The organism is Streptomyces chattanoogensis, assembly GCF_001294335.1.
GTDB lineage: Bacteria > Actinomycetota > Actinomycetes > Streptomycetales > Streptomycetaceae > Streptomyces > Streptomyces chattanoogensis.
Map to the genome: position 1 here is coordinate 22,106 of NZ_LGKG01000155.1, position 23,699 is coordinate 45,804.

A 23,699-nucleotide genomic window follows, 5' to 3' on the forward strand; every position below is an offset into this window, starting at 1 on the left:
TCCTGCTCAGAGCGTCAGATCCTGCTCAGGGCGTCCGGGTCGGCTCGGCCGTCGAGCACCGCGTCGAGCAGCGCCGCACGGGCATCGGTCTCGAACGCGGGCCCGTCCGTGGGGGGTTGGACGGGTGCCGTGGGCGGCGGTACGGGGGTGGGGCCGCCCGCGGGTACCCAGTAGCGGTCGCGGGCGAAGGGGTACGCGGGCAGGTGCACGGTGCGGCGCTCGCCCGCGGGGTGCATCGCCTGCCAGTCGACCGGGGCTCCGTCGCACCACAGGGCCGTCACCCGGTCGAGCCGTCCGTCGTGGAGGGCCCTGGTGACCTCGGGCGCCTGTTCCGGCTCGCGCCGCACTCCGGCGCCGCGCGACCGCCTGATGCCGCCGGTGTGCCAGCCGGCGGGCTCGTCGCCCGCGAGGAAGCGGTCCAGCGTGCGGAGCACGTCGTCGATGCTTCCGGCGACGAAGCCCAGGCGCTGTTCCATGGCCTCGCGGCCGGTCTGGAGGGTGAACGCCAGGTCCGCCAGGTCCGGTGCGCGTCCGTCGCGGCGCGCCCGGTCGAGGAAGTCCCGCAGCCGTCCGGCCGTGGCACGCAGCCGGTCGCCGTCGCGGGCGGACAGCACGAGGGCCTGGGGGGCGGTCGTGCGGACTGGCTGCGCGTGTGCAGACGGTACGGGTGGTGCTTCGAGGACGACGTGGGCGTTGGCGCCGCCGAAGCCGAAGCTGCTCACGCCGGCCCGCAGGGGCCACGGCCGCCCGGTGGCGTCGGTGCACGGCTCCCAGCGGCGCGGTCCGCGTACCACCTCGAATCCGCCGTCGGCGGGCGGCAGGTGTGGGTTGAGCCGGTCGCAGTGCAGGGTCGGCGGCAGCTCGCGGTGGTGCATGGCGAGCAGCACCTTCAGCACTCCGGCCAGGCCTGCGGCGGACTCCGCGTGGCCGATGTTGGTCTTCACCGAGCCGAGGGCGCACGGCCGGGCCGCGTGCGGCGGTCTGCCCTGGGCGGTTCGCAGGGCACGGTAGGCGCTGTCGAGGGCGTTGACCTCGACCGGGTCGCCCAGGGCGGTGCCCGTACCGTGCGCCTCGACATACCCGATGCTGTCCGGGTCGATGCCGCGCATGGCGTCCTGGATCAGCGCGGCCTGCGCCTTGCCGTTGGGGGCGGTCAGGGAACCTGCGCGGCCGCCGTGGTTCTCGGCGCTGCCGCGGACCACGCCCCAGATGGCGTCGCCGTCCCGTTGCGCCTGCGCGAGCGGCTTGAGCAGCACTGCGGCGACGCCCTCGGCGCGGACGTAGCCGTCCGCGTCGGCGGAGAAGGTCTTGCAGCGGCCGTCGGGGCTGAGCATGCCCGCCATGTGTGTCGCGGCGAAGGTGTCCACGCTCAGCAGCAGATTGACGCCGCCCGCGAGGGCCATGTCGCAGCGGCCCGACCGGATGCTCTCGACGGCGCGGTGCAGGGCTACGAGCGAGCTGGAGCAGGCCGTGTCGACGGGTTCGCTCGGCCCGTGCACGTCCAGGACGTAGGAGACCCGGTTGGCGAGCATCGAGTGGGCGTTGCCGGTGGCGGTGAAGCCGTCGGGTGCCACGCCGCTGGCATTGAGCAGGTGGTGGTAGTCGCTGCCGGAGACGCCGAAGTAGACCCCGGTGTTCGCGGGGAGGCGCGCCGGGGCGTAGCCGCCGTTCTCCAGCGCGGCCCACACGGTCTCCAGTGCAAGGCGGTGCTGCGGGTCCATCAGCTCCGCCTCGAGCCGCGACAGGTGGAAGAAGTCCGCGTCGAAGCGGTCCACGCCCTCGACCAGACCGGCGAACTTCGGGAAGTCCGCCCGCGCCACGACGTCCGCGTAGGGGCCGTCGAAGCGGTCGCCGGGGTAGTCGGCGATCAGGTCCACGCCCGCGCGGAGCCGCTGCCAGAAGGTGTCCAGGTCGTCCGCGCCGGGGAATCGTCCGGCGGCGCCGACGATGGCCACCGCTGCGTCGTCCGGCGCGGGTGCCGGCATCGGCTCCGGGGACGGCCGGGTGGCGGCGGGCGGCGCGGGTGCGTCGGCGGCCGTGGGGAGGGTCAGTTCGGGGCCGTAGCGGTCGAGCAGGTGCGCGGCGAGGCTGCGGATGTCGGGGCACTCGAAGAAGACGGCGGGGGTGAGGTCCGTGCCGAGCGTGCCGTTGAGTTCCGAGGCCAGTCGGGCCAGCGCGATGGACTCGAAGCCGTACGCGTGGAAGTGCGTGTCGAGGTCGATGTCGGCCAGGTCGAACTTGAGCAGGTCGGCGACGGTCTCGCGCAGCGACGCCACGAGCGCCGGCTGCCCGTCCGCGACCGCCGGGCCGGTCACGGACGGCTCGGCCTCCGGCTGCCGCCGCTCCCCCGTACCGGACCATGTCTGCGGCACCGGACGCGACGCCTGCGGCAGCGCCACCGGTGCCCCTCCGGTCTCGCCGGGAAGCGCCGGCCGGAGATCGCCGACGGTGAACTCGGCGTCCTCGACCCGGCCCAGCACCCGGCCGTGCTCGTCGAGGAATGCCGCGAAGAACACGGCGTCGGACGTCCGCGCGAGGACGATCGCCCGGGTGCGCTCCCATTGTTCGCCCTGTACGGATCCGGCCCGCACCACGGTGGCGTCGGCCCGGCCCAGCGTGTGCTGAACGCCCTGGACCAGCCCGGCGAGCACCCAGGCCGGGAGGTGCACCTGCTGTTTGTGCGGGTCCTGGCACATGGCCGGTTCGGCGACCCGTACGAGCAGCCGGTGGTCGTCGAGTTCCGTGACCCCTTCGACGCTGCGCGCGTACGGCCGGGCGTCGAGGCCCGCGGTGCCGAGCGCGGCGTAGAAGCCGTCCCGGTCGAGGGCCGCGGGCGCGGTGAGCACCTGCGGCATCGACGCTTCCTCGGCGGGCCCGGACGGTACGGCCTCGACGGCGAACCGGAGCGTGGCCTCGTCGGTGTGCCACAGCTCGACGCGGTGCACGCCGTCGCCGGACGTGCCGAGCAGCCAGGTGAAGGTCTGGGGGGCGTCCGCGGGCGACGGAAGTGCGGCCCACTGCGCGTTCCGCAGCCGCAGCGGTCCGTCCAGCCCGGCGAGCCGCGCGAACGCCAGTGCCGCGTCCAGCAGCGCCACGGTGGCGTAACGGCGTGTGCGTCCCGCCGTGTAGACGTAGTCGAGGAGTTCGTCCCCGCGCAGCCGGAGGGTGTAGCGCACGCCGTTGAGGTCCGAGGCGTTGACGCCTACCCAGGGGTGTGCGCGTCGGGTGAAGGCGAGCGGCCGCAGCACGCTGGGTGCGTCGTCGTCCTCGGGGTACCAGCAGCGGACCTTGGCGAAGGGGTAGGCGGGCAGCGACAGCTTGGCCGGGCGGCCGTTTGTCGGCCACAGCCGGTCCCAGTCGACGCTTGCGCCGTCCGCCCAGTGCCGCGCCAGCTCCGCCTGCCTCCCGTCGCGCAGGGCCTGTTCGACGGTCGCGGCGTCGGCGGTGCGCCGGCGCCGCAGCGTGCTCGCCGTGTAGTGCACGCCTGCGGGCACTTCGGGTGGCTCCGCCGTCCAGTCCACGGCGGACAGCCGGGCCAGGCGGGCCTGCGCATCGGCGGTGTCGTCCGCGACGAAGGCCAGTCGGCACGGCAGTTCGTTCTTGCCGGTCTGCAGGGTGTACGCGAGCGCGTCCAGGCCCGGTGCGGTCGCGCGGAGGTGCTCGTGCATGTCGCGCAGCACCGTCTGCAGGGCCTGGGGCGTCATGGCGGAGAACACCAGCAGCCGTGGGCGGCCGCTGTCCGGTGCGGCGGCGACCTGCCCGTCGTACTCCTCGACGACGATGTGGACGTTGATGCCGCCCGCGCCGATGGACATGACGCCCGCCCGGCGCGGGACCTCCTCGCCGCCGACCACGGGGCGCCGCCAGGTGTCGCGGTGGCGCTGCACCACGAACGGCGTGTTGGCGAAGTCGATCGCCGAGCTGAGTGTTTCGGCGTGCAGCGAGGGCGCGAGAGTGCGGTGCCTGAGCTGGAGCAGCACCTTGGTCAGGCCTGCCATGCCGGATCCGGACAGCAGGTGCGCCACGTTGGACTTGACCGAGCCCAGCGCGCAGAACCCCAGGTCCTGGGTGTCGCGGCCGAACGCGAGGGCGGCGCCCTTGATCTCGATGGGGTCGCCGAGGGAGGTAGCCGAGCCGTGGCCCTCCAGGTAGCTGATGGTGCGCGCGTCCACGGCGGCGTCGTCGAGGGCCTTCTCGATGGCACGGGCCTGCTGCTGGGGGCTGGGCACCGTGAAGCCGTTGCGGACCCCGGCGTTGGTCATGCCGCTGCCCTTGATCACGCCGTAGACGTGGTCGCCGTCGGCGACGGCGTCGGCCAGCGGCTTGAGCACGAGCGTGCCCACGCCCTCGCCCAGGATCGTGCCGTCCGCGCCGAGACCGTAACTGCGCACGACGTCGGCCGACTTGGTGGTGAAGTGTGCCTGCGAGGTCGCGATGAGGTCGAACGGGTGCAGCATCAGGTTGATGCCGCCGACGACGGCCATACGGCACTCACCGCCGCGCAGCATGCGCACCGCCTGGTGCACGCACGCCGACGCCGAGGAGCACATGGTGTCGAGGAACACCGAAGGGCCGGTGAAGCCGTAGTGGTACGACAGCATGTTCGCCATCACGCCGAGTTCGCTGCCGCTGGTCGCGGTGCCGCGCATCAGCATGTTCTGGAAGCCGTAGAGCGAGTAGCTGTTGTTCATCGAGCCGACGAGCACGCCGACGTCGCCGTCGTAGCGGCGCCGGAGTGTCTCGCGTGAGTAGCCCGCGTCCTCGAGGGCCGTCACGCCCGCCTGCAGGAAGAGCCGGACCTCCGGGGAGAGGAGTTCGGCGTCGCGTTGGGAGATGGTGAAGTAGCGCGGATCGAAGGCCTCGACGTCCCGCAGGAAGGTGCCGGTCTTGACGACGGTCTTGCCGTCCACGTCCCGCTCGTCGAAGTAGATGTCGCTGTGCCGCCACCGCGATTCCGGGACGGGTTCGAAGCTGTGCCGGCCCTCGCTGAGCAGTTCCCAGAACTCCTCCAGCGTGTCGGCGCCTGGGTACCGGCCCGCCATGCCGATCACCGCGATGTCGTGGCGATCCGGTTCGGCGCGGGCCCCGGGGGCGGGCCGGGCGGCGGCCACGGGCGGCTCCGCGACGGCAGGCGCCTGCGGGGCGGGCTCCTCGGCCACGGGGGCTTCGGGGGCTTGGGAGGCTTCGGGGGCTTGGGAGGCTTCGGGGGCTTGGGAGGCTTCGGGGGCTTCCATGACTTCAGGGAATTCAGGGACTTCAGGGGCATCGGGGGCGAAGAGTTCGAGGAGCCGGTCGCGGTGCTCGGCCACGAAGTAGCCGGCCACACCCTGCAGATCGACGTACTCGAAGAACAGCGTCTTGGGCAGCGACCCGAAGGTGTCCTCCAGCCTGCTGGTCAGATCGACGATGGAGAGCGACTCGATGCCGTAGGTCTCCAGCTTCTCCTCGACCAGGATGTGCTCCGGGTCCTGCAGGGTCACCTCGGCGAACAGATTCCGCAGCAAGTCCTGTGTACGGGCGACGAGTTCGCTCTCGCTCAGGACGGCCGCGGCGGCCGTGTTCCGCCGGACTCCTGACGTACGCGGCTCCGGCTTCGCGGCGCGGTCCAGGCCCGCGTATCCGCGCAGCTTGGCGCGCTCCCCGAAGAGCACCACGCGGCGGACCGGCGCGTCGGAGCGCAGTGCGCGCTCCAGTGCGTCCAGGCCGGTCGCGCTCGGCAGTGGCACGGTGCCGGTGCGCTTGCGCAGGTAGGCGAGGCTGGCGTCGTCGATGCGCATGCCGCCGTCGGCCCACAGCGGCCAGTCGACGGAGCGGGTCACGCGGCCGGTGGCCTGCCGTCGTGCGGCGAACGCGTCGAGGAAGGCGTTGGCGGCGGCGTAGTCGGCCTGCGCGGCGTTGCCGAAGGCGCCCGCCACGGAGCCGAACAGCATGAGGAAGTCCAGGCCGTGGGCGCGCGTCGCGTCGTCGATGTACGTGGCGCCGTCCACCTTGGGCGCGAGTACGGCGGCGGTGCCCGCGAGGGGCTTGCTCGCGAGGTAGCCGTCGTCGAGGACGCCGGCCGCGTGGAACACGCCGTCGAGCCGTCCGTACTGCGCGCGGATGTCCGCGACCGCGTCGCGCACGGCGTCCGCATCCGTGACGTCCGTGCGGCGGTACGCCACCTTGCCGTGGGGCACGCGGGCCCGCAGTGCCTCGACGGCCGGGCTGTCCGCCGAGCGGCCGCCGACGACGACCGTGGCGCGGTGGTGCTCACAGAGCCGCTCGGCGAGCAGCAGGCCGAGTCCGCCGGCGCCCCCGGTGATCCAGTAGACGCCGCCGTCGCGCAGCAGGCTCTCCCCCGCCTCGCCCGGGGGAAGTTCCACGAATCCGTGGCGCAGTCGGCGGTCCTGGGCGTCGTAGGCGACTTCGGTGTCGTCTCCGGCGCCTGCCTCCGCGCGGACGACGCGCTCGAAGCGGCCGGCGTCGCGGGGGTCGTGGGCGTCGAGGAGGACCAGCCTGCCCCTGAAGGAAGGGTGTTCCTGCTGTGCGGTCTTCAGCAGCGCGGCCAGCGGGGCGTAGACCGGCGAATCCGGGGCGCCAGGCGCGACCACGAGCACCTGCCCTCCCTGACCGAGCAGTTGCCGGACCTGCGGGTAGCAGGCCTCGAACGCCGCCTTCATGGCGACGGCATCGGTGGCACCGGTGGCATCGGTGGCTTCCGTGGGAATCGCCAACTGCCGGATGTCCATGCCCAGACGCGCGGCGCTCGCCGCGACAAGGCTGTCGTCCAGTGCGGCGTTGAGCACCGTCACCGAACCGACCGGGGTGGACTGCCCGTCCGCGCGGGCCGGGGCGGGGGCCTCCTCCCAGACACCGGTGACCTCCAGGAGCTCCCCCTCCGGTGCCTGGACGGCGGCCGGTCGTGCGGTGGGCAGTTCCCTCGACGTGCAGCCGGTGAAGCGCACACACAGGCGGCCGTTCCGGTCGTACAGATCGATGTCGGCGCCGGTCATGCCGCTTGCCGTGCCGTTGCCGGCCGGCCGCAGCCACGCCCACATCGTCGGGGTCGTCGCGGCATGCACGGTGAGGCGGTCGAGTGCGAACGGCACCGCGGGGGCGGCGGGTCTGCGCCAGCCGCCGTCGGCCGGGCCGAGGGCCAGGGCCGCGAGGAGGGCGCTGTCGAGGATCGCGGGCTGCAGCGCCATGCCGTCCGGGGCATCTGCGGGGAGCCGGAGCTCGGCCAGTACGCCGTCCGGACCGCGGTGCAGGGCGTGGAGGCCGCGCAGGGCGGGGCCGTGCTCGATGCCGCTGGACCGCAGCGCGGCGTACCCTTCGGCGACGTCGAGGGGCTGGGGGAACCGCTCGCGCAACGCGTCCGGGTCCGTCGTCTCGGCCGCGGGGGCCTCGCCGTACTCGACCCGGCCGCCGGTGTACTGCGTGCCGTCGTCGTCGGTGATCGCGTAGTCGTAGCCGTCGGCGGCGGGGGTCAGCCGGAGCTGCGGGGAGAGCCCGCTGTCGCCGACGAGCAGCGGGCGGATCCACACCGCGTTGCGGATGCGGGGCGTCAGCCCGGCCCGGGGGCCTGCGACGGCGGCCCGTCCGGCTGCCGCGGTGACGAGTTCCAGGGCCACCACGCCCGGGACGATCCGTGCGCCGTTGACGAGGTGGTCGCGGACGAATCCCTGTGTGGCGTCGAAGTGGAGGGGGAAGGTCCAGCCGCCGCCGTCCGGCCTGCCGTCACCGAGCGGGGCGGGAGCGGTATCCGGGGTGGGAGCAGCATCGGGGGCGGGAGCGGTGTCCGTCGTGCCGCGCTGCGGCCTTCCGGCCGTCTTGTTCCCGGCCGTCTTGTTCCCGGCCGTCTTGTTCCCGGCCGTCTGGAACCAGTGCGGCGTACGGGCGAACGCGTAGCCGGGCAGGTGCACCCGGCGGCCGCGCTCGGGCCACTGTGCCCAGTCCACGGGCAGGCCCTGTGCCCAGGCGGCCGCGAACTTGTCCCACCGGCCCTGCTCCAGCCAGCGCTCGCCCAGAGCCGTCAGATCGTCCGCGTCCAGGCCGTCGGGGGCCTCGGTTCCGGCCCGGCCGCGCGGGCAGTCGGCGGGCGGCTCGTCCCCCGCGGCGACGCTCTCCAGCTGTGCCGCCCACTCCTCGATGCCGCTCGCGCGGAACACCACGCGCTCGCGCAGGGGCACCCGGCCTTCGCGCAGCGTACGGGCGACATCGGTCAGGGACGGGGGGTCGTCCTGCCCGATGCGGGTCCGCACCCAGCGCGCGAGCCCGGCGCAGGTCTCGCGGAGCCGGTCCTCGTCCTTCGCGGACACCGGCAGCCACTGTTCGCCGGTGTCCTCGGTGGCGGCCGCCGGGTCCGCGGCCTCCAGCAGGACATGGGCGTTGGTCCCGCCGAACCCGAAGGAGCTGACGCCCGCGCGCAGCGGCGCGGTCCCTTCGGCGTTCCAGTCGGTGAGGCGGTCGAGGACGTACAGGGGGCTGCCGTCCAGTTTGATGAGGGGGTTGAGCTCGCGGAAGTTGACCGTCGCGGGCAGCTTGCGGTGGCGCATGGCGAGGATGACCTTGAGCATGCCCGCGATGCCGGCGGCCCCTTCCAGGTGGCCGATGTTGGTCTTCACGGAGCCGATGCCGCACCGGTGGGCCGGGGCCTCCCCGGGCCGGTCCGTGCCCAGGTCGGCGAAGGCCTGCTTGAGGCCGCGGATCTCGATGGGGTCCCCGACCGGGGTGCCGGGGCCGTGGGTCTCCACGTAGGTGACGGTCTCGGGTGCGATACCGGCCTTGCGGTAGACGCCGGCGATCAGTTCGGCCTGTGCGGCGGGGTTGGTGACGGTCAGCGAGCTGGTGCGCCCGCCGTGGTTGCTGCCGATGCCCTTGATCACGGCGTGCACGGCGTCGCCGTCGCGGCGGGCGTCCGCGGCCCGCTTGAGCAGGACGATGCCGCCGCCCTCGCCGCGCACATAGCCGTTGGCGTCGACGTCGAACGTCCGGCACAGGCCGTCGGGCGAGAGCATGCCCGCCTTGGCGAAGGCGATGAAGTGCCGCGGCGACCAGGTCAGATTGACGCCGCCGGCGAGCGCGAGGTCGCAGTCGCCGGTCTGGAGGGCCTGTACCGCCTGCTGTACGGCCACGAGCGAGCTGGCGCAGGCCGTGTCGTTGACGACGCTCGGGCCGCGGAGGTCGAAGTGGTGGGAGACCCGGTTGGCGATGATCGCGTACGCGGCGCCGGTCGGGTAGTAGGCGTCGATCTCCTCGACTTCCTGCTCGATCAGCTCGGCGTAGTCCCAGTGGCAGACGCCCATGAAGACGCCGGTGCGGGAGCCCGCGACGCGGTCGGCCCGGTATCCGGCGTCCTCCAGGGCGTGCCAGCTCAGTTCCATGGCCATCCGCTGCTGCGGGTCCATGGACTGCGCCTCGCGCGGGGAGATCTGGAAGAAGTCGGCGTCGAAGCAGTCGGCGTCGTCGACGAAGCCGCCCCAGACGCTGTTGGTCTTGTTGAACTCGCGGCGCGGGTGGCCGAGGTGGTCCTCCTTGCGCCAGCGGCGCTCCGGGACCTCGCTGATCAGCGAGCGGCCTTCGGCCAGGTGGCTCCAGAACTCCTCGGGCGTGCGCGAGCCGGGCAACCGCAGGGACAGGCCGATGACGGCGATGTCCCGGTCGTCGGCGAGGACGCCGTTCTCCTTGTGCATGGCGCGTTCTCCGTCCTAGGCCGACTGGGCGCCGCTGCGCCGGTCGACGACGTACAGGGGGACCCCGAGCGGGGCCCGGCGGCGGGCGTTGCCGCGCACGTACCAGTGGTGCAGCCAGACCGTCGACGCCAGGCAGACGAAGGCCTGGTTCTCCTTCGTGCCGGTCTCCTCGGGCGGGCCGGCGAAGACGCGGTCGGTGAAGCGCTTCACGAAGCGCGCGTCGAGGACGCCGATCTCCTCGAGGGTGGCGGGGTCGGTCAGCAGCTCGCGGTAGTCCGGGCGGGAGCGGACGAACGCGGCGCTGTCCGGGGCGCGGTAGGGGAACTTCCCCTTCTTGACGATCCGTTCCGGCAGCGCGTCGGCGTAGGCGCGCTTGAGCAGGTACTTCTCGTCGTACGGGTCGCCGAACCGCAGATTGACCGAGGCGGCGCGGCGGACCACGGCGGGATCGAGGAAGGGACATCGGTTCTCCACGCCGTGGGCCAGGGCCATGCGCTCGCCCTGGGTCGAGAGCAGATAGCCGCTCAGCAGCGTGCGGAACTCCAGCCACTGGGCCTTCTGCACGGGGGTGAGCTGTGCGTAGCCGGGCTCACCGGCCACGAGTTCCGTGAGGGCCGCGAAGGGGTCGCCCGCGTTCTTCAGCAGGCGGGCGGCGAAGCGGCCGTTCTGGAACCGCATCTGGTGGGAGAAGAGACCGGGCAGGGTCTCCTCGGTGAACTGCCGGTAGAGCCCGAGCATCCGGCGGTGGCCGTCCTCGCCGCTGAAGTGGCGCAGGTACGGGTAGAGCCGGCTCATGCGGCGCAGGCGGGTGTCGTCGTCCAGCTCGTGCCAGGTCGAGAGCAGCAGCGTGTCCTTGAAGATGCCGTAGCCGAGGAAGGCCTCGTCGGCGCCCTCGCCGCTGAGCACGACCTTGATCCCTTCGCTCCGGACGTGGCCGGCCAGCAGGTACATGGGGACGAAGGCGGTGCGGAAGACGGGCACCTCGGCATGCCGGACGGCTTCGGGGAAGGCGTCGACGACGTCCTCGTCCGTGACGCGCACGGTGGAGTGGCGGGTGCCCAGGTGTGCGGCCAGCTCGGCCTGTTCGGCCGATTCGTCGAACTCCGCGTCCTCGAACTCGATGGAGAACGTCCGCAGCGGGCGGCCCGTTCGCTGCGCGGCGAGGTACGCGATGATCGAGGAGTCCAGGCCGCCGGAGGCATAGACGCCGACTTCGACGTCGCTGCGCAGACGCACGTCGACCGCGGCTTCGAGGTCCGCGCGGACGAGCTCGACGGCCTCCTGCTCGCTCGTGGGGGCCGGGCCCTGGGCCAGGTCGAGCGTGGCCCAGCGGCCGCGCCGGACCTCGTCGCCGCGCACGGACAGGTACTCGCCCATGGGGATCTGCTCGATCCCGCGGTATCCGCTCTGGCCGGGCAGCGGGGTCCAGGTGGCGAAGACCGACGCCAGCTGTGCCTCGTCGAAGGCGAAGCGGAAGTCCGGGTAGGCCAGGAACGCCTTCATCTCGGAGGCGAACAGCCAGGCGCCGCGGTGCCGCGCCACGTACAGGGGCCGCTTGCCGAACCGGTCGCGCACCAGGTGCAGTTCGCCGGTGACGCTGTCGTAGAGGGCGAACGCGAAGGCGCCGTTGAAGCGGGGCAGGCAGTCCGGGCCCCAGGCGACCCAGGCGTTGAGCACGACCTCGGTGTCGGACTCGGTGCGGAAGGCGAGGCCGCGGGCGGTCAGCTGATCGCGCAGCTCCCGGTAGTTGTAGAGCTCGCCGTTGTAGCAGAGCCAGTAGCGGCCGTCGGTGCTGCCGACCGGCTGCGAGCCGGTGGACAGGTCGATGATGCTCAGCCGTACCGTGCCCATGGCCAGCCGGTCGTCGAGGAGGCAGCCCGCCTCGTCCGGTCCGCGGTGCTCGATCTGGGCGAGCATGTCGTGGATCACGGTCTCGTAATCCTGCGGTGGCAGGGGACTTCCGTAGAAGCCGGCGATGCCGCACATCGGGTCACCGGCTCCCGGCGGCGCGCGAGCGGGCGGCGTCGACGAGCCCGACGATGCCGTTCAGCGAGACCATGACGTTGCCGAGGATCTCGTCGCCGAGCGGCACGCCGTACTCCCCCTCGATGTGCGCCATCAGGGAGATGTAGCCGAACGAGTCGAGGATGCCCGCCTTGAACAGGTCGGTGTCCTCGGTGATGTCCGAGTCGAACTCGAACATGAACCGCTCTTCCATGTGCTTCTTGAGTTCCTGCTTCATGGCTGTCCGTCACCCTCGAGACGATCGGTTCGGTTGATGGGGGAACCCGGCGGCGAAGATCCGGGCCAGCGCGGGCCACTGGGCCCGGATGAAGAAGTGGTCACCGGGGAACCGGTGGGTGGTCAGGGGCCGGGCGCTCTCCCGTTGCCAGGCCTCCAGATCGGCCCGGGTGAACCACTCGTCCTCACCGGCCATGGCGGTCACCGGTACGTCCAGGGGCGGGGCGTCCTCGTGCCGGTAGGCGCCCAGCGCGGCGAAGTCGGCCCGCAGGACGGGCTCGTAGAACGCCATCAGGTCGGGGTGTTCCCACAGTTCCGCCGGGATGCCGCCGAGCTCTTTGAGGTGGTCCCAGAAGGCGTCGGCCGGCAGCTCCCAGGTGTGGCGTTCCCGGCTCGGGATCGACGGTCCGCTCTCCCCGGAGACGAACAGATGGGCCGGTGCGGGCAGTCGCTCGGCGCGCAGCCGGCGGCAGAGCAGGAACGCCAGCCGGGCTCCGAGGCTGTGGCCGTAGAGCGCGTACGGGGCGTCGAGCCGGTCCCGCAGCTGCCGGAGCAGATCGTCGACGATCGCGGCGGGTTCCCGCAGCAGCGGCTCGGCGGCGCGCCGGCCGCGGCCGGGGCGTTCGAGCGGCACGACGTCGACGTCCGGGCAGTGGTCGGCGAGTCCTGCGTAGGCGCGCTCGTCACCGCCCGCGTAGGCGATGCAGAACAGGCGTGGCCGTGGCCGTGGCTGCGCGTGCGAGTGTGGCGGTGACTGCGGCGTGGTCTCCCGGCGGGCGGGAGCGGTGTCGATCTGCCGGACCATGCGGGTCAGGACTCCTCCCCCGCCCACCTCGCGGCAGTGGTCTGCGGTCGTGTGCTGCAACAGGTAGCGGACGCTGTCCAGCCACTGCACCGATCCGGAGATCTGCCGGCTCAGCGTCGCGGCGACGTCCCGGTCCGGGTACGGCTGCGCGGTGAGGTTGGCGATCACCGTGGCGCGCAGGGGTGCGAACCGGAAGCCCTTGAGGAACGCGGCGAACTCGTCGCGGGCGGAGTCCATGAACCGCGAGTGGAAGGCGGCCGAGACCTTCAGCCGGGCGACCCGGGTCCCCCGCGCGTCGAGCGTCTTGTGCGCGCGCTCGATCTCGTCCCGGGCCCCGGACAGCACGGTCTGGACGGGGGTGTTGATGTTGGCGACGTCGAGTCGCGAGAGGCCCTCCTCGGCGAGGAAGGCCCGCACCTCGTCCGCGTCCGGCCCCACGACGGCGAGCATGGCCCCGTCCGAGGCCCGGGCCATCAGCTCGCCCCGCTTGAGGACGAGCTTCAGGCCGGTCTCGAAGTCGAAGGCCCCGGCGGCGTGCAGGGCGTTGTACTCCCCCAGGCTGTGGCCCAGCAGGTACCCGCCCTCGGGTTCGCCACGCTCCAGCGAGTCCCGGTAGGAGAGCGCGTTGACGACGTAGAGCGCGGGCTGGGTGCAGCGCGTGTCGTCGAGCCGCCCGTCGGGGTTCTCCAGGCACAGCTTCGGGAGGTCGTATCCGAGGACGTCGCAGGCCAGCGCGGTCGGTTCAGGAAACCGGTCGAAGAGACCGGCTCCCATGCCGCGGGTCTGGGACCCCTGGCCGGGGAAGAGCACGGCGGGCGTTCCCGCTGCTGAAGCCCTCACGTGGGGCCCGCGGCGGCGTGTTCTCGGGTGATGGCAGGGCAGTCGTCCGGCGGGTGCATGTCCTCCCCGTTCGGCGGTGGATTCCGATGACGGGCAGCCTGCAACACCCCCCTTGCCGCAGCCTGGTCGGGACCCTGGCGAATTCTTGCCGTCTGCTGCGACGGTTTTCCGCCATCCTTGCCGAACCCCCCACCGACGCCTTGCCGTTCGCTTGCCGACGCCCCAATTTGATCTTGGAATGCCCCGTTCTCTATGCCAAGATCCGGTTTGGAAGGGCACCGGCCGCCTCGGCGGCATTCGCCCGTCAGCACGATCGCGCGTGCGAGAACGATTGGGACCGATATGCCTTCATCCCCCACGCCGGACCCGGCCCCGACCACCCCGCCCCTCACGGCCGGGCCCCACGACACCCCCCTCCTGCTGAGCGTTCTTGGCCCCATGTCGGCCCGCCACGACGGCCGCGACCTCCCCCTCGGCCCACCACGCCGCAGGGCCCTGCTCACCCTGCTCCTCATACGCCTGGGACGCGTCGTGCCCACGGAACTGCTCATCGAGGAGCTGTGGGGCGAGGAGCCCCCGCGCCAGGCCGTCGCCACGCTCCAGAGCCATGTATCCCACCTGCGCCGCGCACTGCAGCCGGCGTCCGGGCCCGGCAGTCCCACCGTGCTGCGCCACCGCGCGCCCGGCTACGTCCTGGAACTCGCCCCCGAACAGATCGACGTCTGCCGTTTCGAGCGCCTGGTCGCCGACGGGCGGCGGCGGCTGGAAGGACGCGATCCGCGCGCCGCGCGGGACCACTTCACCTCGGCCCTGGCGCTGTGGCGGGGCGCACCCTACGCGGAGTTCGACAGCCATCCCCCGCTCAGCGACGAGAGTGCACGGCTCGAACACGTCCGGCTCACCGCCGTGGAGTCCTGCGCGGAGGCCCGGCTCGCCCTCGGAGCGGCCCAGGAGGTCGCCGCGGACCTCGACCGCGAGGCACGCCGCCACCCGGCGCGGGAACGCCTGGTCGGCCATCTGATGACGGCGCTGTCCCGGCTCGGGCGGCAGGCCGAGGCGCTCGAAGTGTACGAACGGACCCGCGTCCACCTGGACGAGGAGTTCGGCGTGGGCACGGCCGCCGAACTCCGCCGGGTCAGGACCGCGATCCTGCGCCAGGAACCGGGCGCGTGCGGGCCCACCACGGGACCGCGCCCCGGTCACCCCGAATCCGGCGGGCCCGCGCAGGGGGCTCCGGTGATCGGGGTCGCGAAGGCCGTCGCCGACGAGAGGGCACAAAGGGCCGAGGCACGCCCACCCGCCCGCGCGGCGCAGGAGACCAGGAGGCTCGCAGAGCCCGAGGCGCCCGGTGGAGCGAGCGCAGCAGGAGCGGATCCAGGCGGCCCTGCGGCGGCCGGCCGGAACGACGGTCTCCAGGACCGCGCCACGTCCGCGGAAGGCGGCGGAGCGGCACGCCCTGCCGCAGGCTGCACGGGAGCCCCGCGCGGCACCGCCGGGCCGGGACACACATGCCGGTCGACGACAGCCGCCGCCACCTCCCGGTCGGCCACCGCGGATTCACGCAAGAGCGCCCGTCCCGCACGGAACGCCACTGCCCCGAAGAACGACACGGGCCATGAGGCCGTACGGCCGGTGCCCGGCGGGCCGGGCACCCAGTCGCTGTTCACCGGCCGCAGCGAGGAGTTGCAGCGCCTGACGGCCGTGGCGGCGAGCGCGCTCGCCGGTCAGGGGCATGTGGCGGGCGTCCTCGGCCCCGCCGGCGTCGGCAAGACCCGTCTGCTCCTCGAACTCGCCCCCCGGCTGGAGGCCACCTGCGCCGGTCAGGAGTGCACCGGCCTGGAGGTGATCTGGAGCCACTGCTTCCTGGGTGAGGGCGTACCGCCCTACTGGCTGTGGACCCAGATCCTCAGGCGGCTGTCCACGACCCGCCCGGACGCCTTCCGTGAAGCGGCGAAACCGTTCGGCGCCCTGCTCGCCCCGCTGATGCCCGAGCGCGCGGCCGGATCCGGCGGACCGGTCCTCGAATCCGACTGGGGCCAGGCCCGCTTCCTCACCCACGACGCGGTCTGCGAAGTCCTGCTCACCCTCGCCGCCCAGCGGCCGCTCGTCCTGCTCATGGAGGACCTGCACTGGGCCGACACCGCGTCCCTGGACCTCCTCAGACTGCTGAGCACCCGCAGCCAGGGCCACCCGCTCGGCATCGTCCTGACCGCCCGCGAGCACGAGGTCGAGTCCGACCCGACGCTGCGCCGGATGCTCTCCGAGGCGCTGCGCGGCCCCAGGACCGAGACCCTGCGGCTCGGCGGCCTGTCCCGGCACGCCGTCGCCGCCCTCGTCGTCGCCCAGGCCGGACCCGGCGTCGATGCGGAGGTCGTCGAGGTGCTGCACCGGCGCAGCGAGGGCAACCCGTACTTCGTCATGCAGCTCGTCTCCCTCCTGGGTGACGCGCACAGCCTGCGCCGGCCCGATGCGGTGGACGTCCTCCTGACCCGTATTCCGACGGGCGTCCGCGAGGCGCTGCACCAGCGGTTCGCGGCGCTGCCCGAGGAGGTGCTGCGCGTGCTGCGGCTGTGCGCCGTCATCGGCACCGAGGTCGACACCGATCTGCTGAACCGCACCGCCGGCGAGGACGAACCGGTCGCCGCGGCACTGGAGTCGGCGATGCGCGCCGGACTGCTCGGCGAGGACCCCCTCCACCCCGAACGGCTCCACTTCACCCATGCCCTGGTCCAGGAGACGCTCATCGACGAGCTCACCCGCGAGGACCGGCAGCGGCTGCACGCGAGGGTCGCCGAGGGGTTGTCCGCCCGCAGGCTCTGGCAGGTGGCGGACGCGGAGATCGAGCGGGTCGCCCACCATGCCTGGCACGCGAAGAGCGCCCTGCCGACTGCCGAAACACTTCCCCTGCTGCTGCGCGCCGCCGAACAGGCCGAGCAGCAACTCGCCTACGAACAGGTGGAGACCTGGCTGCGCCGCGCGGTGCACCTGGTCGGCCTGCTGCCGCCCGAAGACCCCTCGGCCGCGCCCCTGGACCAGCGGCTGCACGTCCAGCTCGGCCAGGTGCTGGCCACCACCCGGGGCTACGGCCACGCCGAGGCCGAGACGGCACTCGCCCGCGGACGGGCCCTCGGCAAGGCCACCCATTCCCCCGAGGACCCGTCGGTGCTCTGGGCCCTGTGCGCGTCGTACCTGGTCACCGGCCGCTACGACGCCTCACGCCGGTTCTCCGGCCTGCTCCGGAACCTCGCCGACCGGGACGGCCAGCCCGTGGCAGTGCTCGGCGCGGCCTACGGCGAGGGCATCGTCCTGCACATCCGCGGCCAGTTGCGGCAGGCACTCGCCGAGCTGGAGCGCGGCGTCACCATGGCGGACGGCTACGCCCGCGAGGGCCACTCCCTGGCTCGCACCTTCCAGCACGACCCGCGCGTCTCCTGCCGCTCCTACGACACCTTCACCCGCTGGCTCATGGGCGACCGGAAGGGCGCCACGGCACGCCGCCGCGAACTGCTGCGCCTGACCGAGTACGACAGCAGGCCCTCCGACCGCTCCTTCGCCCTCTACGTGGACGCGGTCGTGGCGGCCTGGGAAGGCGACGCCCGCACGGCCCGCTCCTCCGGCGCCGAGGGCGTCCGGGTGGCGGAAGAACACGGCCTGCTGTACTGGAAGGCCATGCTCGGCATGCTGGAGGGCTGGGGCCTGACCCACTCCGGACAGGAGGACGACGGTCTCACCCTGATGCACTCCTCCCTCGCCGAACTCCGCGACTCCAGAACCCACCTGCGCCGCCCCCTCCACCTGGGCCTCCTCGGCCAGGCCCAGCACCGGGCCGGACGTACGGAGGACGCGAAGACCACCTTCCACGCCCTCCTCGCAGCCGTCGGCCAGCGCGGCGAACACGTCTACCTCCACCCGGAACTCCCCGCCACCAGCCTCCTCCACGACCTCCTGGGCCGGGGGGCGGCGGAGGCGGTAGCGGCCGGGTGAGGGGCAGGCGCCGCCTGGTTGCCCGATGGCTGCGGGTGGAGGAATCACGAGGTACTCAGCCCCGGCAGGGCGGCTTCGGCGACGATCGCATCGGCCACCTGCCCGACGGTCCGTCCGTCGGTGTCGATGCGCAGATCGCCGATCCCGGCAGCGTCCAGGGCAGCGGCCGACGCCGCCGCCTGCTGGGCGATCCGGAGCAGCTGCGGGGCGGACCGCCCTCGCAACGGGTCGCCCGGCTGGGCCCAGCTGCCGCCCTCGCCACGGAGCAGGACGCGCTGGGCCAGTTGCTGCCGTCCGGCGTGCAGCCGGCACAGCGTGAGCCCCGCCGCAGGGAGCGCATCGGCGTACGCCTTGACCGTGGACCGGTCCTCGACCGGGCCGGCCATGATCAGGCACTGGGCCCCGGTCGCACGGTAGGTCCGCCACACGGCGGCCAGGTTGCGGACCTTGACCCGCTGATTGCCGGGATCGTCGTCCGGAACCGGGCGGCAGAAGCCGAGTTGGTCGAGGTCGAGATAGGCGGCGGTGGCTCCGGCGCGCAGGACCCTCTGGTAGATCTCGAAGCCGACCGCCGACTTGCCGACGCCGGTCGCGCCGCACAGCCACAGAACCGGTCCCGCAACGCCCGGCGCCGCCTGCGCCGAGGGGCGGCTACGGTCCGGGGCGGCGACCGCGGTCGGCGCGAGTGTGTCGTCCCCCGACCGGCCCGGAGCCGGGCAGGGCCATCCGCCGGTCCGCTCCCTGACGAGCCGCGCCACTTCGTTCACCCGCAGACCGCTGGTGTCGACGCAGGCATGTGCGAAGGCGCTCGCGTCCAGGGAACCGGCTTCACGCAGCACCTCGTCGATCAGCTCGACAGGCCCTCCGCGGCGGGTGAACCGCTGCCGGAGCACGTCCCGGTCGGCACGCAGGCGGCACACCGTCACCGCGGCCCGCGGAATCCGGTCGACGTGCACTCCGCGGACGGGATCGACGACACCGGAAACGATGAGACACCGTGCGCCGGCCGCCCGGAAACCGGCCACCACCGCATCGAGATTGCGTGCCTTCATCCGATGCCGACCGGGATCGGACGCGGGCTCGGGGTAGCAGATGCCCAACTGGTCGATGTCGACGAAGGCGGTCTCGATCCCGGCCCGTGTGAGGTGGGAGGACAACTCCCAGGCCACCGTGGTCTTGCCGACTCCCGGCGGGCCGCAGAGCCACAGCACGGGGAGCAACGCACCGCTCACCGGCTGGCCGCCGGACCCGGGCACCAGGTGGTGAGCCCGAAGAAGAACGTTTCGCTCACAGGCTCGCTCACAGACATGGCCCGGATTCTCGCGATCGCGTACGTCCCTGTCGACGGATTTAGCGCTGCGGAGGGCCTCGATACCCCTGACAGGATGCCGGTCCACTACTCCAACTGCCGCACACCGCATCGCCACACCGTCAGCCCCGGCTCCGACCAGGTCACGCCCGCTCTCGCGGCAGCCACCAGCTGTCACCAACCGTGACTGTTCTCGTACAGTACGTGCTGCCCGCCCTCCGCCAGGAGCCCAGCCCAGAAGCTGACCAGGAGACAACTGTGGCCACCGAAGCCAGCCTCGACCCCGTCCCCGACGTTCCCGGAGCGGGGCGGCCGGTCCCCGAAGCCGGGCCCGAGCTCGTGGAGCGATGGCGTTCCGGCGGGGGTGAGCTGGTCGATCTGCTGACCCAGGTGCGCGAACGGACCGGCGGCATCGCCGCGTTTCGCCTCGGGCCGCGCCCCACCGTCCTCGTCACCGACCCGCGGGCGGTCCACCACGTACTCGCCCGGCAGCCCGAGCGCTACGTCAAGCGCTCGCACCGCGCCCGGCTGCTGATCGGCGATGGCGTCGTGGCGGCCACCGGCAGCGCGTGGAAGCAGCAACGCCGCCTCCTGCAGTCCCAGTTCACCGGTACCGGGATGCGCCGTTACGAGCAGCGGATCACCGAAGCCGCCCGGACCACCGCCGGGCGCTGGTCACAGTACGCACGCACCGGGCAGACCTTCGATCTGGGGCGGGAGATGCACCGCTTCGCCCTGGACACGATCTGGCGCTCCCTCACCGGGCACCCCCTCGATGACAAGACCGAGCGCGAACTGGCCTCCGTGGCGGCGGTGGTGGCCGCCCTTCCCACGCTGCCGACCGATGCCTCCGAAGCCCAGGAGGTCGTCGCCGCCGACCTCGCCCGGATCGACGCCGTCGCCCGGTACGCCATCGAGACCGCCCGCAGCGGAGCCACCGGTCCCCACGGACCGGGGCTGCTGCATGTCCTCGTCGACGCCGCCACCGACCGTGCCGAGTACACCGACCAGCTGATCCGCGACGAGCTGATCACCCTGCTGGTGGCCGGGCACGAGACCACCGCCACCACCCTGACCTGGCTCTATCTGCTCCTCAACGACAACCCCAGCGCCCGCGAACACGCTCTCGCCGCCGGTGGCGAGGGATCGGCGGAACGCCGCCAGGCCCTCCAGGCCCTGATCCACGAAACGCTCCGGCTCTATCCGTCCGCCTGGATCATGCCCCGCCACGCCGCCGAGGACGACACCCTCGCCGGTTACGCCGTCCCGGCGGGCACCGACATCCTGCTCTGCCCGTATCTCACGCACCGCGATCCCCATCTGTGGCCGGACCCGGAGCGCTTCGCCCCGCAGCGCTTCACCACCCCGAACGGCCGCCCCACCCACCAAGGCTCCTATTTCCCCTTCGGCATCGGCCCCCGCGCCTGTCTCGGTCTGCAATTCGCGCTCCGCGAAGCGACCGTGCTGCTGGAACATCTGCTGCCGGCCCACAGCGTGAGGTTCCACTCCACCCCCACGAAGGCGACATACGGCATTGTGGTCCGCCCCGAGGGCCCCACCCCCGCATGCCTGGAACCGCCACTGCGCCGAAGCAGGCCGTAGGGCCTGCCTCCGTGCAGGACGCCGGACTCCCGGCACCGGCTCGGCCCCCTCGAGGGGGGCGGGTCAAGCCGCCTCTGCAGAAGGCCCCCTCACATGCGTCCGCGAGGGGGCCGACGCGGGGACGAACTCCACCGATGCGACACGTTCTCGCGAACCGCGGTCGAGCAGGACCACCGAGGCCGCCTCCGACACCCCGTCAGGCGTGGGAATCCCAACCCTCGCATCCACCACAGCGCCGTGCCTGGACACCCCCCGCAGCAGGCGGTCAAGACCTCTGTGATGACGGGCAAAGGCACGCCGCGGGGCCCGCCGGCCTCGCGCTTCCTGGCCGGCCAGCGCCTCGGTCACTCCCACGTCGAGCACGACCAGATGCAGTTCCCGTCCCTGGCGTCCGGCGCTCCTGGCCAGCCAACGACGCATCCACGGCCGGCCGCCGCAGTCGTGGACCAGCACCGGCCCGCCGCCCCGCGCCGCCTTGCGCAGCCACCGGAAGTGCGCCCACCGCACCCAGGGCCGGTACACCGCGTACGGCAGACAGGCGGGCATCACCGCCTCGTAGGCGACATGGAGAACCCGCGGATCGACGACCGACGCAGCCCGGGACCAACGCCGCAGCAGGGTGCTCTTGCCGCTCCCCGGCAGCCCGGAGACCACCACCACGGCACCTGCGGGATACGACAGCGTGGCCGGCACGTCACCCGACCCCCGCAGATCCACCAGCCCACGAGGCCGCAATGCCACCCCGCCGTGCGCACCGGCACACCCGTCCGCCACACCAGACCAGCCGCCCGTAACGCCCACTACCTGCCCCTTGACCACACTCGGCGCCGCGCACCCGCGCGGCCAACCGACCTTCGCACATGGCGGCAGGCTGAGTCCCCGTAGGCTACGAGTACCGCAACCACCAGGCTCTACAGCAGACCCGAACGGACCGCCGCCGGCCTCGCCCACGCACGAAAAGGGCACCGGCCACTCATTCATGCGGGTGTAGGTGCATCTCCAGTCCGCTCGTCCCCGGCGCCTCCACCCCCGGCCGCAGCCGCATCTCACGGTCGTAGTCGCCACTGACGAGCGACCGGAACGGGACCGGCTCATCCGTGAAGAGTCCGTCGAGCCGTCGGCCGTACTCCCGCTCGACCGCCGCGAACCGCTCTTGCGGCAGGTCGATCGTGCTGTACACGGCAAACGGATCGAGCGGCGCCATCCCGGTGAACCAGAACACCCCGTGCTGCAAGGGGTGGAGGACCTCCGCGAGGCTTCCGTGGATACCCCGGTCGGAGAACGCCGACTCCCGGGCTCCGATCGTCGTCGACAGCAGTGCCCGCCGCCCTCCCAGGGCTCCCTCGCTGTAGGGCGGGGGGACTGCCGGGCCGTGTGCGAACCCGTTGGTGAACACCCGGTCGATCCAGCCCTTGAGGATCGCGGGCACGGAGAACCACCACATCGGGAACTGCAGAATCACCGCGTCCGACCAGCGCACCTTCTCCTGCTCGGCCGCGATGTCGGGCGACAGCCTGCCCTCCAGTGTGGCCCGCTCATGGGCGGCCAGCACATCAAGGCGCTGGTCCGCGGCGTGGTCGGGGAAGTCGTCGGCGTCCACCGGCGCCTTCCACTTCATCGCGTGGAGGTCGGACACCTTCACCTCGTGCCCTGCCGCACGCAAGTGCCCAACCGCGAAGTCGGCCAGAGCAGCGTTGAGGGAACGGGGCTCCGGGTGGGCGCTGACGACAAGGATCTTCTTCTGCCGCTGCTGCGGCGTGGCATCGGTCATGCCGCCACGTTCCCGCAGGCCGGGAGGGGTAGCCAGCACCCTGTGCGACCGGCGGACCCGCATTCCTGGTACTCCGGGGGCCACCCATACTTGAGCGCATGGACGGCACGGACGGCATGGATGGCACGGACGGCATGGATGGCACGGACGGCATGGACCAAGCCAGGCACACGGACGGCACAACCCACCGGATCGACGGGATCGGCGACACCCGGCGGGCACTCGGCGGCTTTCTGCGGGCCCGCCGGGGGCGCGTCGCGCCCGAGCGCGTCGGGCTCGCCGGCGGCGGCCGTCGGCGAGTGCGGGGGCTGCGCCGCGAGGAGCTGGCCCAGCTCGCGGGGATCAGCGTGGACTACTACGTACGCCTCGAACAGGGCCGGGCAACCCAGCCGTCCCACGAGGTGCTCGACGCGCTTGCCAGGGCGCTGGGGCTGGACGCGGCGGAGCGCAGGCACCTTGCGACCCTGGCCGGCGCCCAGCGCGACCACGCTCCCGAGGCGCGGGTCAGCCCCCTGCTCCAGCGGGTGCTGGACGCCATGGCCGACTTCCCGGTCTTCGCCACCAACCACCGCCTTGACGTGGTGGCCTGGAACAGCCTGGGCGCCGAAGTGATCGGCGGCCTGGCCGACCCGGTCCGCCGCGACCGGAACAACGCCAGATACCTCTTCCTCGACCCCGCCTCCCGGCTTGTCCACCCCGAGTGGGAGGACAGGGCGGCCGAGGCCGTGGGCCAACTGCGGGTCTCCGCAGGGCGTTACCCCGACGACGTGGAACTGGCCGCGCTCATCACCGAACTGTCCGAGCACAGCGCCGAGTTTCGGAACATCTGGGCCACCGGCGAGGTCGTCATGTGCGCGGCGGGTCGCAAGCGGCTGCGGCACCCGGAGGCCGGACTGCTCACCCTGGACTTCGAGACGCTCCACGTTCCGGCCGCGCCCGGCGAAACGGGCCTGGTAGTGCACGTGTTCAGCGCCGAGCCGGGCAGCCGGGACGCCGCCGCCCTCACCGGACTCGCCCGTCTCGCCGGGGACACGCGCTAGTCACACCGGTCCGGACGCAGCACCAGTTCGAGCAGCCCCGGGAAGCGGGCGTCGAACTCCGCCCGACGGAGCCGGTTGACGCGCTTGGGGCCCTGGTCGCGCTGCTCGACGAGGCCCGCTCCGCGCAGCACGGCGAAGTGATGGCTGAGGGCCGCCTTCCCGACGGGCACATCGAAGCTGCCGCAGGCCCGCGACCACTCGGGGGAGCTCGCCAACTCCCGGACGAGAGTGAGTCGTACGGGATCGGCGAGGGCCGCGAGCGCGGTGAGGACGGGGACGGCGTCGGGGTGGGTGTGCTCGGGGGCGGTCCGATGACTGGCGGCGGTCACGTTGTCCTCCTTCGTGGATTCGCGCTTGCCGAGTGTTCGATGAAAACCATACACTCCCGAGTGTTCGCTTTTCATTGAACACTTCTCCTTGAACACTTCTCGTTGAC

Annotated in this window: 11 protein-coding genes; 3 read left to right on the forward strand and 8 right to left on the reverse strand. The window is 72.6% G+C overall.

The window, feature by feature from the left end; genetic code table 11:
- Positions 1–14: 14 nt before the first annotated feature.
- From ADL29_RS42920 to fabD, 4 genes are read right to left on the reverse strand one after another with little or no spacing between them, the layout of a single operon-like run.
- A complete protein-coding gene (locus tag ADL29_RS42920; RefSeq protein ID WP_053926262.1) occupies positions 15–9,671 on the reverse strand; it encodes an SDR family NAD(P)-dependent oxidoreductase in 9,657 nt (3,218 codons plus the stop codon).
- A gap of 15 nt (positions 9,672–9,686) precedes the next feature.
- The gene (asnB, locus tag ADL29_RS27410; RefSeq protein WP_053926263.1) at positions 9,687–11,657 is read right to left on the reverse strand and encodes an asparagine synthase (glutamine-hydrolyzing); all 1,971 of its coding nucleotides are present in this window, start codon (positions 11,655–11,657) and stop codon (positions 9,687–9,689) included.
- Positions 11,658–11,661: 4 nt separating this feature from the next.
- Complete coding sequence (locus ADL29_RS27415; protein WP_053926264.1) at positions 11,662–11,913, reverse strand: acyl carrier protein; 252 nt, start codon at positions 11,911–11,913, stop codon at positions 11,662–11,664.
- A gap of 9 nt (positions 11,914–11,922) precedes the next feature.
- Positions 11,923–13,854 (reverse strand): ACP S-malonyltransferase, encoded by a 1,932-nt coding sequence (gene fabD, locus ADL29_RS40250; protein ID WP_078971328.1) that lies wholly within the window; start codon positions 13,852–13,854, stop codon positions 11,923–11,925.
- A gap of 45 nt (positions 13,855–13,899) precedes the next feature.
- Here fabD and ADL29_RS46115 point away from each other — a divergent pair, with 45 nt between their 5' ends.
- Positions 13,900–17,541, forward strand: a complete 3,642-nt coding sequence (locus tag ADL29_RS46115) for an ATP-binding protein (protein ID WP_053926265.1) — start codon at positions 13,900–13,902, stop codon at positions 17,539–17,541.
- 44 nt (positions 17,542–17,585) lie between these two features.
- Here the strand turns inward: ADL29_RS46115 and ADL29_RS27430 are convergent, their stop codons facing one another.
- Positions 17,586–18,773, reverse strand: coding sequence for an AAA family ATPase (locus tag ADL29_RS27430; RefSeq protein ID WP_053926290.1), 1,188 nt, complete (start codon positions 18,771–18,773; stop codon positions 17,586–17,588).
- 335 nt (positions 18,774–19,108) lie between these two features.
- On the opposite strand from ADL29_RS27430, the gene ADL29_RS27435 reads away from it, so the two are divergent.
- Positions 19,109–20,452, forward strand: a complete 1,344-nt coding sequence (locus ADL29_RS27435) for a cytochrome P450 (RefSeq protein ID WP_053926266.1) — start codon at positions 19,109–19,111, stop codon at positions 20,450–20,452.
- Positions 20,453–20,515: 63 nt separating this feature from the next.
- On the opposite strand, the gene ADL29_RS27440 is transcribed toward ADL29_RS27435, so the two are convergent.
- Together ADL29_RS27440 and ADL29_RS27445 are read right to left on the reverse strand one after the other, a co-directional pair.
- Positions 20,516–21,145, reverse strand: a complete 630-nt coding sequence (locus ADL29_RS27440; RefSeq protein WP_245689652.1) for an AAA family ATPase — start codon at positions 21,143–21,145, stop codon at positions 20,516–20,518.
- Between the two features lie 280 nt (positions 21,146–21,425).
- Positions 21,426–22,223 carry an NAD(P)H-dependent oxidoreductase gene (locus ADL29_RS27445; RefSeq protein ID WP_053926268.1) on the reverse strand — a complete coding sequence of 266 codons (798 nt, stop codon included), beginning with the start codon at positions 22,221–22,223 and terminating at the stop codon, positions 21,426–21,428.
- A 98-nt stretch (positions 22,224–22,321) separates the two neighbouring features.
- Between ADL29_RS27445 and ADL29_RS27450 the strand changes: the two genes are divergently transcribed.
- The gene (locus ADL29_RS27450; RefSeq protein WP_245689653.1) at positions 22,322–23,263 is read left to right on the forward strand and encodes a helix-turn-helix domain-containing protein; all 942 of its coding nucleotides are present in this window, start codon (positions 22,322–22,324) and stop codon (positions 23,261–23,263) included.
- On the opposite strand, the gene ADL29_RS27455 is transcribed toward ADL29_RS27450, so the two are convergent.
- The gene (locus tag ADL29_RS27455) at positions 23,260–23,592 is read right to left on the reverse strand and encodes an ArsR/SmtB family transcription factor (RefSeq protein WP_053926269.1); all 333 of its coding nucleotides are present in this window, start codon (positions 23,590–23,592) and stop codon (positions 23,260–23,262) included. The genes ADL29_RS27450 and ADL29_RS27455 overlap by 4 nt on opposite strands.
- Between the last annotated feature and the right edge of the window lie 107 nt (positions 23,593–23,699).